The organism is Chryseolinea sp. H1M3-3 (genome assembly GCF_029360725.1).
In the GTDB taxonomy this organism is placed as follows: domain Bacteria; phylum Bacteroidota; class Bacteroidia; order Cytophagales; family Cyclobacteriaceae; genus Chryseolinea.
Window position 1 is genome coordinate 14,827 of the sequence record NZ_JARKMY010000018.1, and the last position, 13,374, is coordinate 28,200.

The following is a 13,374-nucleotide window of genomic DNA, read 5'->3' on the forward strand; positions in this document are numbered from 1 at the left end:
GAATTAAATCATTCTGTAGTTCTGACCGAAGCCACTGACAGTAGCACTCACTCAACTTCGGTACAGTGCGTATTTAGGCGTTCTATCAAGTCAGCGAACATTGGACGAAATACAAAAAGTTGCTAGATTCTATGTGCCTGAGAGCGTGGCGCACGGGGCATACACGCACGTTGTAGGTTATAGGTGCACTCAATATTCGTCCATGAAATTTTTTCGTAAATTTGACGTAAACAGTTAATACTATGGGAACAATCGAGCTGAAGTCGGATTTACTTAGAATCCTCAACAAAATTGAAGACGAACAGCTACTTCGCGCGGTTTATGACTTTCTGAAGCAAGGTGAACGAGCTGAGGAAGGGCAAATATGGAAGACATTGACGGAGGAACAAAAGAAAGAAGTCTACGCGTCCTATGAAGAATCCCAAGATGATAAGAATCTGACTTCCTGGGAGAATATCAAGAAGAAATATTGATGGAGGTTCTGATTACTCCACGGGCCGAAAAGCACTTTGATTCAATCGTTGACTTTATAAAAGATAAATGAGGAGAAAGGACAGCCAAGCAGTTTGTTATCAAGACTGACGAAATTTTCCGACTCCTTAAGAATTATCCGACAATGGGACAGATCGAAAACGGAGATATTCGAGGTTTTCAACTTTCCCGACAGACAAGGTTGCTCTATCGAGTGAGGGACGAAAAAATTATTGTCTTGGCCTTTTTCGACGTGCGACAAAGTCCAAATAGGAAGTTCGTTTAAGCACCCACAACCTACAACATTAAAGCCGGGTAGATGTACAGCCCCGTAAAAAAATAAGCCCAATGAACTGCTCTTCATTGGGCTTTGCATTTACCCGGTGTTGCCGACCACCGACTTCATGCTTTCTCTATAGGTGGATTAGTAGATGATGTTTTGTTTCATGATTCAATAAAAGTATAAGAGCAAGGACAGTAATCTGTTCTGGGCGTGGTAATGAAACAGACTCTCCCTTACCCATAATAATGCTATTACAGTTTGTATTGTAAAAGTTTGAAAAAAAAATACGCCGCTACTCCAACTTCACAACCCTCAATCAGGGCGAATGATTTTGATCGCTCCTTACCGTTACTGAACCATTGTTTGATCCGGCGATCATAATACGGACGCAGAGTTTCCATTAACATCATGGTTCCCTTTTCACATTTGGGACATCGCGAGATATCGGTGCGGTACTTTTCAAGCATGCGCTGCTGCACGGTTATGCGCACCTTAGGTGGTGCGGGTGGCAAATTCATTTTTTGTCTCAAGGCGTTGAGCTGCGCATGCTTGTTATGATTTTTCAAACAGCCATAACTGCGGATCTTCCCAAATCCTTTAGGAAGAATGTGCTGCTCAAACCTTCGAAGAAATTCCGAAACAGGTAGGACCATCTGTTTGATTTTGTCTCCATCGTTGCAACAAGCCAAAGGCATGACCACCTTTAGCGTACAGATCTCGTACGACGCGGTTCGTTAAAGCATAACCAAGTTACGTTTCAACTCAACCTGATGTTTGTCTTACTCTAAGTAGAGGACTAATCAGCAACTCGGATACTACTTTTAACATTGCTGAAGTCCCAATCGAATTTCTGACCACCCAACGTTCAGCCCTTCATTGACTTGTATTCCTCCATCTTTATACTTGATAGGATCGCTCGCACCTTCAAATTCGCACTGCTTCAACACCTCGACACTTAAACACCTCAACACCTAATCCCCGATCGAACTGCCATCGAATCATGATCGAATCATGATCGAATCAATAGTCAGATATTTTTGAGGCCTGCAATTTTGTCAGGCATCTAAAAAGTTAACGGAAAAAGATAATAAAATTCATACCGAAAGTTGGCTGCGGCGTGCCTCGATACTTTTGAAGTATTAAAAAAATAAACATGCTTATGGATATCATAAAAGAAAACCTGGCAACCATGGGATTGAGTGGCAGGCTCGGAGATGAATTCGTCTGCCGTCAAATCAAGAACAGGACGCATTTGGAGTTTTTAAACCCAGTAAGTGGCTTACTGTCACCGTATCCCTTCATTAATTTCAAAATCATTTATCGAAATTGATAGATATGGTACAATTATGTATGTCGAGAATGGAGGAAAAGAGATTTCTCATAAATTCCTCATGACATTTTGCGTAGACAACATTATCCGTGTATATCCGAATAGCTATAGTCTTTAAGAAGCTGCTTGCTCTGATGTTTTTGGATAAGATCTTTCATCATTTCCGGACCCGGCCGCCGTCGTCTGTCCAAATTAAAGATTGTGATCATCGCGAGTTGTTTACAAGCAGGACATGCATCCGGATTAAATCCCAATCGTTCCGTGCTGATTGTTTCCAGTTTATCTCTTCAGGATATTCATACCGACTCTCCAACTGCTAATGCAGCAATGGTAAAAGGCGTTGCTTTCTACTACTGCTTAAAATGCCATGGTGACGAATACGCATAAACCCCTTCGGAAGAATGTGCAAAGAAAATCTGCGGATGTTAGCGGCTATACAAACGATCAGCCTAAAATGATAGCGATTGACGACATACTTGGAGACACAAAGCACAGGCCTTTCGATTATCCGAAAAATGATTGGAAATATTATCAAGAATGGAACAACGCATTGTTTTTCCATTGGAAGGTGGCTTATGACACATTAAGGAAGCTTGTTCCCCAAAAGCTAAACTTAGACACTTATGAAGGAGTTACTTATGTTTCCTTAGTAGCTTTCACTATGCAAAAAATTAGACCAAGAAATTTGCAACCGATTAAATTCATCTCTGACTTTGATGAAATTAACATAAGGACATACATTGACAACGACAATAGAAAAGGAGTTTACTTTTTGAATATTGAAGCAGGAAAGCATCTGTCTACGCTTATTGCAAAAACTCTATCAGGACTTCCTTACGAAAAATCAAATATTCAGAGGACTAGTGAAAATTACAAATCAACCAATATCCAAAAGAGTTTTAATTTGGATACCGAATTTGAAGTAAAGAAACGGCCAACTGAAAAATCCACATTGGACAATTGGCTTACAGAACGCTATTGCTTGTATTTTGAGAGAGCAAAAACGATTTATCGGTATGACATTCATCACAAAGAATGGGAGATTAAACATGTTGACATCAAACGACTAAATGTGAATTATAAGATTGGGGACCTAGACTTTATAAACAAACCAGACTTAATACATTACTCTGACGGAGTTAAAGTATTAGCCTGGCAGAGAGCGAGAGTGTAGGCATTACAACCGACCACAAAATGTTTATGCCCGCTTGGGGTGACCTGTAGTATTACAGTTCAGATTTCTTAATTTCGCTCAGCAACGTTTGACATAGACGCGCTTCGAAATACAAGGCGTCTAAAACATGAAACGGTGTGAGTCATGTCAAGCAACATCCCTTAAACAATAAAAGCAGGCGTATGCGCTCTTTTCGAATATCAAAACTAATCGTCGGGCTCTTCATAATCTTAACGATCGTTGTAGATGCTAAAGGACAAGTTACCCACTCTTATAGCGAAATTAAGGACACCATAATAGCAAGATTTAATCGAAACGACTTTAAAGGAATATATCAACTATTTGATACGTCATTCAGCAACAAAATTTCTGAAACAAAATTGGTGAATTTCTTAAAAGGAAATCAAAACTCAGGGAAAATCATTCAATCTTCTTTCCTGGCAGAAAAAAACGGAAAATATTCGTATCTCTTAGAATTTGAATTGCGAGATATGATAATGAACCTCAGCTTAACGGGCGACAATAAAATCAGCAGTTTTGGGTTACTGAATTCACCTGAGGACATTCTTGCCAGCCCCCCTGTTGTGAAATCAAATAATCCAAAAAAATCATCTCTTGACATGGCAATTGATTCAGCTGCCCTTGAATACTTTAGATACTCGAAAGCCAATAGTCTCACCATTGGAATTATTAAAAATGGAAAAAAATATATTTATACATATGGTGAAACAGAAAAAGGCAATGGTGAACTACCTACATCAAATACGCTGTATGAAATAGGTTCTATTACGAAAACATTTACTTCAACCGTTCTTGCTCAGGCAGTTTTAGATAAGAAAGTTTTTCTTACAGATGATATAAGAAAATATTTGCCTGGCAATTTTCCTAATTTAAATTATAACGGAAAGCCAATTACTTTACTGGATTTGGCAAATCATACTTCCGGACTGCCGTCATTGCCAGCCGATATTGGCGACAAAGCGAATTACGATGCACTAAATCCAGAATCACATTATGATTCCACTATGGTTTATGATGCACTTCGAAGAGTTTCTATTGATACAATCCCTGGTCACAAATTCCTGTATTCTAATTGGGGCATTTCTTTGTTGGGGCATATTCTTGAAAAAGTATATAGGCAACCGCTTAGCAGCTTAATTAGGACGTATGTCACTACACCATTTGCCATGAAAAGCACTTTGAATACAACCAGCGAAACTGGACAGAACGTCGCAGTACCGCATAGTGAAAATGGCAAACGTATTCCTCTGGCTAATGAGGGTTATTTCTCACCTGCGGGAGGACTGTGCTCAACGATCAATGACATGCTTTGTTATCTTAATGCTCAATTAAATGAAAAAGAAGCTTCCATTAAGTTAACACATGGGCATACCGCTAATAATATGGGACTTGGATGGGGAGTTAGAAAAAATGGGCTTGTCACAGAATTACAACATAATGGAGCCACTCAGGGTTCGACCGCACATATTTCAGCGTTTTTAGAGCTTAATAGTGGCTGCGTTATCTTAGTAAATAACAAAGTGAATATGGGAAAGCTGATTATTCGGATTCAGCGTATTGTAAAAAACGCTCTTTATAAATAATTATGACACGGACGCACAATCGGGTAGACGCCCTCACCGGATTTTTCGCCGATCGTTGCGCGTAATTCTCCGTTTAGAAATTCGAATTAATTAGGCATCAGGATTAAAGGCCGCTGACAACAAAAATAGATAACGTAACACTAAAAAATACGAATGGAAATCAGCACCTTAATTACAATAGCAAAAATTTTTCACTGCAAAGAGTCCGTCATATGAAAAGAACCATACTAAGGGTCACCTTCGCTTTTTTGATTTGCGCTATTCTTGTTGTACCAAATTATGCTTGCACCATTTTCATACTTACGGATGCGAATAGAACGCTATTTTTTAATAATGAAGATTACTCCAATCCCGCCACTCGTATTTGGTTTCTACCGGGTAACAAAGAATACTATGGGGTCGCTTATGTGGGATTTGATAACGACTGGGCACAGGGAGGGGTGAATACTGCCGGACTTGCCTTTGACTGGGTCGCGGGATTTCAAGAAGATTACGTACCCGGTTCAAATTTAATCAAAGCCAGATACAACCCCAGCGAAAGAATGTTAGAAAGCTGCGCTACAGTGAGTGAAGCGATTGCATTTTATCAGAAATATCAAGAACCAAGTTTTTCCTACGCCAGAATCATGATCGCTGACAAGTCTGGCGCCTCTGTAATTATCGGAGCTCGAAATGGCCAGCTTTTTTTCGACACATCAAACCAATCCAGGGGATTTGGGTATGGAGAAAAAGTCTTAAATAAACTTTTATCAGAGGTACCCCAGCCTACCGTGAAAAGTGGCTTACCCATTCTTCAAGCATGTTTTCAACAAGGACAATATGCTACTAAGTACTCAACTGTTTACGACCTGCGCTCAGGTGAGATTTTCCTGGCGCTTCCCGGTAGTCAGGAACCGGAAATTAAAATTAGCTTGTCAAGCGAGTTAGCAAAAGGCGGGCATTATTATAATATGCCTGATATAAAACAGCAACTAAGCCAACAGCCTATCCCATTAAGCCAAGGCATGAAACGTTTTATTTGGGATGGGTACCTCCCTATTTCAAATCCAGATTCAGCCCTTGACCGCCGGTTTAGAAACTTTGTGGAAAGTTCTGCTGCGGGTACGCTAAAGTCTGAAGATTTCACGCCCGAATTATGGAACCAGTTTTCTCCTATGCTAAAAGAAATTCAAGAGGAGTCCAAAAAATTAGGCAAAATCAAATCATTCATAATGCTGGAGCAAAAGGAAATAATTGACCAGCGGAGCTATTTGTACTTGATCGAATTTGAAAATTTCACCGTTCTGCAGCGCTTTGTGCTCGACGATAAAAATAAATTGATGATGATAAAATCAGAAGCTGGGAAACCAAAATAAGCGACTGCCTCATACAATTTGCACGCGCCTGTTTGTACACAATAGCAACTGCGCACAACGCAGTCTAGCTGAGTTTATCTTTATCTCACGGCAATGAATTTTATATTTTATCAATCTTTTGTACAATACATTCACAACGATATCTAAATGACGACAGCAGCATTTAAAGTAACAATGCATATGGTTTCAAGTCTTGATGGCATTGTTGCCAAAAAAGACAATAGCGTTTCGTGGTTTGAGACGTCAAGCAACTATGAGAAAGGTATTTCCGGGCAAGACCCCGAAGAATTTTTGAAGACAATAGATTGCTATGTAATGGGGTCGCGGACCTACGAACACGCTTTGGAACTTTCAAAATCTTATGGGTGGGCATATGGAGACAAGCCAACAATTGTGGTGACCAGCAGAAAGCTGCCAACTGAAAGACCAAACATTGAGTTTTATTCTGGCGACTTAAAAAAACTTGTGAACGAAAGAATAAAATCAACCTACAAGAATGTCTGGCTTGTAGGCGGTCCAATGCTGGCGAAAGATTTCATTCGTTTAAAATTGGTAGACGAAATAAGGATCTCGATTTTACCTATTATTTTGGGTGACGGAACATTATTTTTTGATCGCGTAGGATTAGAACAGGCATTAAACCTAAAAGACGTGACATGTTACAAAAACGGCCTGGTGGAACTATCGTATGAAATACTTAAAGTGTAGCAACGTGATAATGGAAGTCGGAAACATATGCCACTAAAAATGCATATAATTAGTAATGGTAGGGTTAAGTTTTTAAACATTTATCTTCAATGCTCAGTTTGATGTTGCTATTTACTGCGGGACAAATGACACGGACATAACTTATTTAAGCACGTTATTATATTGAAGAAAAATATATATTTAGTCCTCAGACAAACATCAATCGTTCTGCTGATCTTTCAATTGTCATTGAGCATCATAACTTTTGCTCAAGATACAGCACAAAGAAAATCAGAAATACTTGCGGCCCATCCCAACGTAGTACTCATACTTGCCGATGATCAGGGCTGGGGTGATTTGAGTTTACACGGTAATCCATGGATTGAAACACCACACCTAGATGGTTTGGCAAAAAGCGGGGCGCGTCTGACTAATTTTTATGTAAGCCCATTGTGTGCCCCGACAAGAGCGAGTATTTTAACCGGTCGCTATAGTCTTAGAACAGGTGTTGTTTCAGTCTCCCAAGGCCTGGAGAATATGAATACAGAAGAGAATACGCTTGCCGAATTATTCAAAGCCAATGGTTACAAAACTGGCATATTTGGAAAATGGCATAACGGTCAGCATTACCCGAATCGACCGAACGATCAGGGCTTTGATGAGTTCCTGGGATTTTGTGCCGGGCATTGGTCTAATTATTTTGACACAGCACTGGATCACAACGGTAAGGCTATCAAGACAAAAGGATTTATCACGGATGTTCTAACAGACGCTGCTATTAAATTCATAGAAACTAATAAAGAAAAACCCTTTTTCTGTTATGTCCCTTTTAACGCTCCTCATTCCCCGCATCAAGTGTCGGACCGTTATTTTGAAAAATACACGGCGAAAGGTTTGGACAATGAAATAGCATCTATCTATGGGATGGTAGATAATATGGATGAGAATGTTGGAAGAATTTTGGACTATCTCAAGAAAAGCAACCTTGACAGGAATACGATTGTCATCTTTCTTTCTGATAACGGACCAAATGGCACACGGTACAACGGAAACATGAGAGGCATTAAAGGAAGTGTTCATGAAGGAGGTGTAAAAGTCCCATTTTTTATACAATGGAAAGGTATCATTCCACCAGGAAAACTTGTCTCTTCCCTGGCGGCGCACATCGATATCTATCCTACCCTTCTTGATCTGTGTAAATTAAAACCGACATCAGGCAAGCCTATCGACGGGATTAGCCTGGCCTCATTGATTCTGCAGAACAGTGAGGAAAGTAGATCAGACAGAAATCTTTTTACACATGTCAACTTCATGACGTTGCCTATTACATTGAACGCAGGCGGTTTCCGGAATGATCAGTATCGGTTTGTTTTTGAAAAGGATCAGCCGCAACTGTATGATCTAAAAAATGATTCGTCCGAATTACAAAATCTTTCGCTTCAAATGCCCGAACAGACAAATCAATTTCTTAATCTATATAAACAGTGGTTTACAACAGTGACCTCCGGCCTGGTATTGGATAGATCAACAATCCTTTCATCTGCCGGGGCAGCGTTGCCTGTTAACGAAGCAATTTTAACAGCCGGAATCAAATTTAAAGAGGGTCATGCCTGGGCCCATGATTGGGTTGAGAAATGGAATACGACTCAGGATAGTATATACTGGGAAATTGATTGTATAAAAAGCGGAAAGTATAGACTTGAATTAGATTACTTATGTAAACCCGGCGATGAAGGTTCAACGATTGAATGTAGTCTCGGGAATATTAAAAAAGAAGTTGTTGTACAACCTGCGTTTTATTCAAAGCAAGTTCCAAGTCCTGATCGGGTTCCAAGAAAGGAAGCTTACGAAATGAGCGAATGGAAAAAGCTGCCGATCGGTACATTTACAATCCCGGAAGGAAAACATGTTATAAGGATCAAAGCCCTTCACGTTGCTAAAGCAAACGTAGCAGAGATCAAATGTTTACGCGTGTTGGTTGCAGACGAATAAGAAAAGTCCTGCAAGTTTGTTATCGAAACCCTCACCCTTGTTACAATCAATTAAGGCCTCAACACTGTTGCACGTTACAACAGAGTGAATCACAATACGGCTGTATTGATTGGGTGGATTCCAACACCATCGAATAATTATTTTACTACTCACAAGCCCTGTACGTCAGCAGACCAGACATCCCTCCATCCGTTACTGTAATATTTTTCGTTCATGTATTCTTAATATCTATTTTAGCACCCATCAACATCGTTAATCCGAATCCCGATCTATGAAGAATAATATTTCATTTCTCCTGTTGACATTCATGATGCTGTTTATGTGGCTAGTCGCGGGAGCCCAACAGGCAGAAGTCGACAAAGACATTGCCAAATACCGAAAGGGCGAATTGATTGTAAAAGCAAAACGAGGTGAGAAGGTCACGATAGAACAGCTGAGCCATGAATTCTGGTTTGGTTGCGCAATCAGCAATGGGTTTATCGATGGTTCGATGTCAGCGGACGACAGACGGCAATACGAAGAAAAGTTCCTCAAGAATTTTAATTCGGCAGTGACCGAAAACGCCGTAAAGTGGTTGAGTATGGAACGTCAGCAGGGACAGGTGAATTACGCTACCGTCGACGGCATGCTGGCCTGGACCGAAAAAAATAATATTCCGCTTCGCGGTCACAATTTGTTTTGGGGGATACACAAATTTGTACAACCGTGGCTGGTCGAGATGAATGACGAGGAACTGCGACGTACCCTCCAAAACAGAGCCGAGACAATAACCAAACGGTACCAGGGCAGGTTCGCTGAATATGACCTTAATAACGAGATGGTTCATGGCAATTTTTACGAGGAACGACTTGGGCCGGAGATCACGAAACAAATGGCACAGTGGGCGCATAACGGTGACCCTACTGCTAAATTGTACTTGAATGATTACGATATTCTTACCGGCAATAAGCTGCCGGAATATATGGCTCAGATCCGGAAACTTTTAGCACAGGGTGTGCCGCTGGCTGGCATCGGTGTTCAGGGACATTTGCATACCGATACTTTTGACCGCGGCGAACTCAAACGGGCGTTAGATTCGCTGGCCATTTTCAAGCTTCCCATCCGTATTACGGAGTTCAACATGCCCGGACAACGTTCAAAATATCATCGCGACAAAATCCTAACGATGACACCCGAAGAAGAAGCGTTAAAGGCAAAGGAAATGATTGACTATTATAAGATATGTTTTGCACATCCAGCAGTGGAAGGCATTTTAATGTGGGGATTTTGGGAGGGCGCCAACTGGATCCCCGTATCGTCATTGTACAAGCGGGACTGGTCCCCTACCCCTGCCGCTGTCGCTTATGAAAATCTGATTTTCAAAACATGGTGGACTAAAAGCAGCAGCGCGGTTGGCCGTTCCGGCACGCTCTCAATACCTGCCTTTTTCGGAAAGTACAAGGTGACTGTGAATGGAAAATCACAAGAAGTTGCATTAGATAAGAAGGTTGGAAAAGTTGTGGCAGATTTTACGAAGTAGAAGACATCAGCAGAACACTAGTGCAAGTTTTTGTTACTCCATTAACGTTAGCTATAAACCCAGCATCATATTCATCAACGTTTTGTATCCGGGCAATAAATATTATGCTTATCAACCAAACAACAAAAATTATGACCGTAGCAATTTTTGTAGGCGTATTTGTGGTCTTCGTTTTAGGCGGATGGTTTGTGCTGAATCGGAAGAAAAAATAGAAGATTTACAGTTGGAAATTTATTGGCCGCCGCAGATAACATATATTTCGTTTCCAAATAAATTTTGGTTTCGTGGGACAGTAATGCGTTTCTAATTCCGCTACTGTCATGCCAGCGGACAAGAAAGGTTAGCAACATGGCACAGACAAGAATAATGTTTATTGAGAACAAAGACGGGGAAAACAACTTGATTGGTAAGGCTCGAATTGGACGAGTGACTTTTTCCGAAACCAAGCAGTCAATTCATTACAAAGGACAGACGTTCGAGCGCATGCGTGGATTCAAAGCAAACTACCGTGACGTTGAGACTGGCGACCCATACTGGATTTCTGGATGCAAAGAAAACGGTGAAAAAGTATTTGTAGAAAAAGGAATCCCTTGATACGAAGCAGGAAAAGGAGGCATCAAAATATATGTACTGAAATAGTCGCCGAAAGCTTGCTTCTTATAGATAAAGCAGACCATAAAAATCGTGTTACAGAGAGAGAATCTCTTTTTTTAAAGAAGGAAAAATAGCTATGTTAATGCTGTTATGAGAAATCTAGATGCATTTGATGAGCGGTCATCGTAGAACTATACCCAATAAATTATTAAGTTCCTGAAGTCCTTTTGAGGTGACTACCAACTCTCTTGAAAACTCAACCTTCTTAAACCATTTTCGTTCCAACATTTTGCTTAAAAATACAGCACCAAGCTGACCGGATAAGTGTGGTCGGCGTTCAGACCAATCAAGGCACTGGCGAGTCACTGGGCGACGACTAATCGTAAAAATATCTTCGGAAATATTAAAAAACCGAAACCATTCCCACCCTTTTGCAGATACCAGATAAATGTTCTTTGATTTTATCACGTAGCCTTTTGCTTCTAATGTTTCAATAATTTTAACACCAACAAAACCAGCCAAATGGTCGTAACAGGTTCTGCAATATTTAACGCCATTCACCTCAGGTTCTTTTTTCACACGCTTAGTAGTACAGTTGTTTGAAAGATTTGCCAACCCTTCGACAGCAAAAGCGACTTCAGAATTTGAAAGTGAGTAATATCTATGTCGCCCTTGAATTTCAACCTTGATAATTTCAGCTTCAAGCAATTTTGACAAATGATTACTTGCAGCAGTAGGTGAAGTATTTGCAACAATAGATATTTCACTTGCCGTATATGCTCTACCATCGAGTAAATTCCAAAGCATTCTTGCCCTCGTAGGTTCACACATCAATCCGGCAATCGAAACAAATTTATCTTCTTCGTTCATAGTTCAGTCTTAAATGAAGTATAAAAGTATCTAAAGTGTTTTCTTTGTGAAAACAAAAAATGTAAAATGCAAGACATAGAGATAATATTAGAAAATAAGCCAGGTGCTTTGGCTTTGATGGGCGAAACCTTAGGGAAAATCAAAATCAGCCTGGAAGGGGGCGGCGTATTTCAAACCGGGAAAACGGCGATTGCTCACTTCTTGGTGGAGGAAGCCGAGAAAGCCAAAGAGGCACTAGCAAAAGTTCAAATTGAGGTTGCAAAAATAAACAACGTCATTATTCAAAAACTGCGACAAGATGTTCCCGGGCAATTGGGAATGTTTTGCAGAAAAATGGCGGAAGCCAACGTAAATATTTTAGTACAGTACAGCGATCATTCTAATCAACTAATTGTAGTAGTCGACGATTATGAAAGAGGTAAAAAGGTATCGGAAGAATGGATAAAAGAATGGTGGGGCTAAGTGCCAATAAATTTAGAAGCGGACAGCCCAATTATAGGTAACAGTCAAATGACGGATGACACAGGAACGGGGACGTCAAATTATAAAGAATTTGAAAGAAGTCATTATATCCTTACTATGAATAAACCCGAAATTTTGGGTCCGTCAATTCCAACAAAATAAAAAAATGAAATTACTCCTCACATCTGCAGGCATAAGTAACGCTAGCATCCGAAGTGCTTTGATCGAACTATTGGACAAACCCATTGAAGAGTCCAAAGCTCTTTTTATCCCTACGGCCATATATGCTATTAAAGGAAGTGCGGAAATCATACGAGGAGTCGTTAGCGGAACATTAGGCGACCCCTTCTGCGAATTAGGTTGGAAGTCCATTGGCATATTAGAACTTACAGCAATGCCAAGTATGAAAAAAGACCTTTGGCTGAAGCAACTGGAAGAGACCGATGCCTTACTTGTTGGTGGAGGAGACTGTCAATATTTGACTTATTGGATGCAGCAATCAGGCTTGACTGAACTTTTACCCATATTACTAAACAAAACTGTGTACGTTGGACTTAGTGCAGGAAGCATGGTTATGACTAGCTATGGTACAACTTATGGAAACCACAATTTACCGGCAGACACGGAAAAATGTTTAGGGATTTGTGATTTCGCAATACATCCTCATTTAGAACATGAGTGGTTTCCAGAAAATTCTTTAGAAAATATTGAGAAATTATCGAAGACACTATTAGTGCCTTCTTATGCCATTGACGATGCCACAGCTATTAAAGTAATCGATAGTAATGTTGAAGTAATAAGCGAGGGAAAATGGAAACTGTTTATACCCTCACAAAACAACAAATAGCTAACATTATAATGGCAATACCGGGGCTGACAGTTGAAAATCAACATCAGTAATTTTTTCCATAGCCTGGATGGCGTATACAATCCGTCGACTAAGATTCTTGCCATTGGCACACAAATCAAACAAAAGCAGAACCCGGCGACAAAATTAAATTTTATCCTCAAAACAACCCTACGTTTAAACGCA

The 13,374-nt window shown here is 40.2% G+C and carries 13 protein-coding genes; 11 read left to right on the top strand and 2 right to left on the bottom strand.

Going from position 1 to position 13,374, the window contains the following annotated elements:
• Window positions 1-242: 242 nt before the first annotated feature.
• Complete coding sequence (locus P2W71_RS24090) at window positions 243-473, top strand: hypothetical protein (RefSeq protein ID WP_276373971.1); 231 nt, start codon at window positions 243-245, stop codon at window positions 471-473.
• 532 nt (window positions 474-1,005) lie between these two features.
• Here the strand turns inward: P2W71_RS24090 and P2W71_RS24095 are convergent.
• On the bottom strand, window positions 1,006-1,449 hold the full coding sequence (locus P2W71_RS24095; protein WP_276373972.1) for a transposase: 444 nt from the start codon (window positions 1,447-1,449) through the stop codon (window positions 1,006-1,008).
• 464 nt (window positions 1,450-1,913) lie between these two features.
• Between P2W71_RS24095 and P2W71_RS24100 the strand changes: the two genes are divergently transcribed.
• The 8 genes from P2W71_RS24100 (at window position 1,914) to P2W71_RS24135 (ending at window position 11,009) form a co-directional block, all read left to right on the top strand.
• The gene (locus P2W71_RS24100; protein ID WP_276373973.1) at window positions 1,914-2,084 is read left to right on the top strand and encodes a hypothetical protein; all 171 of its coding nucleotides are present in this window, start codon (window positions 1,914-1,916) and stop codon (window positions 2,082-2,084) included.
• 367 nt (window positions 2,085-2,451) lie between these two features.
• A complete protein-coding gene (locus P2W71_RS24105) occupies window positions 2,452-3,258 on the top strand; it encodes a DUF2071 domain-containing protein (RefSeq protein WP_276373974.1) in 807 nt (268 codons plus the stop codon).
• A gap of 182 nt (window positions 3,259-3,440) precedes the next feature.
• A complete protein-coding gene (locus tag P2W71_RS24110; RefSeq protein ID WP_276373975.1) occupies window positions 3,441-4,862 on the top strand; it encodes a serine hydrolase in 1,422 nt (473 codons plus the stop codon).
• 212 nt (window positions 4,863-5,074) lie between these two features.
• Window positions 5,075-6,217, top strand: a complete 1,143-nt coding sequence (locus P2W71_RS24115) for a hypothetical protein (RefSeq protein ID WP_276373976.1) — start codon at window positions 5,075-5,077, stop codon at window positions 6,215-6,217.
• Window positions 6,218-6,364: 147 nt separating this feature from the next.
• On the top strand, window positions 6,365-6,925 hold the full coding sequence (locus tag P2W71_RS24120) for a dihydrofolate reductase family protein (RefSeq protein ID WP_276373977.1): 561 nt from the start codon (window positions 6,365-6,367) through the stop codon (window positions 6,923-6,925).
• A 162-nt stretch (window positions 6,926-7,087) separates the two neighbouring features.
• Window positions 7,088-8,896 carry an arylsulfatase gene (locus P2W71_RS24125; RefSeq protein WP_276373978.1) on the top strand — a complete coding sequence of 603 codons (1,809 nt, stop codon included), beginning with the start codon at window positions 7,088-7,090 and terminating at the stop codon, window positions 8,894-8,896.
• Window positions 8,897-9,167: 271 nt separating this feature from the next.
• The gene (locus P2W71_RS24130) at window positions 9,168-10,415 is read left to right on the top strand and encodes an endo-1,4-beta-xylanase (protein ID WP_276373979.1); all 1,248 of its coding nucleotides are present in this window, start codon (window positions 9,168-9,170) and stop codon (window positions 10,413-10,415) included.
• A gap of 348 nt (window positions 10,416-10,763) precedes the next feature.
• Window positions 10,764-11,009 (top strand): hypothetical protein, encoded by a 246-nt coding sequence (locus tag P2W71_RS24135; RefSeq protein WP_276373980.1) that lies wholly within the window; start codon window positions 10,764-10,766, stop codon window positions 11,007-11,009.
• Window positions 11,010-11,189: 180 nt separating this feature from the next.
• Here P2W71_RS24135 and P2W71_RS24140 read toward each other — a convergent pair whose 3' ends face one another.
• Entirely contained in the window at window positions 11,190-11,879 is a 690-nt protein-coding gene (locus P2W71_RS24140; protein WP_276373981.1) for a helix-turn-helix transcriptional regulator, read from the bottom strand.
• Between the two features lie 66 nt (window positions 11,880-11,945).
• Here P2W71_RS24140 and P2W71_RS24145 point away from each other — a divergent pair, with 66 nt between their 5' ends.
• Window positions 11,946-12,341 (top strand): amino acid-binding ACT domain-containing protein, encoded by a 396-nt coding sequence (locus P2W71_RS24145; protein WP_276373982.1) that lies wholly within the window; start codon window positions 11,946-11,948, stop codon window positions 12,339-12,341.
• 166 nt (window positions 12,342-12,507) lie between these two features.
• The gene (locus P2W71_RS24150; protein ID WP_276373983.1) at window positions 12,508-13,188 is read left to right on the top strand and encodes a Type 1 glutamine amidotransferase-like domain-containing protein; all 681 of its coding nucleotides are present in this window, start codon (window positions 12,508-12,510) and stop codon (window positions 13,186-13,188) included.
• Window positions 13,189-13,374 lie beyond the last annotated feature (186 nt).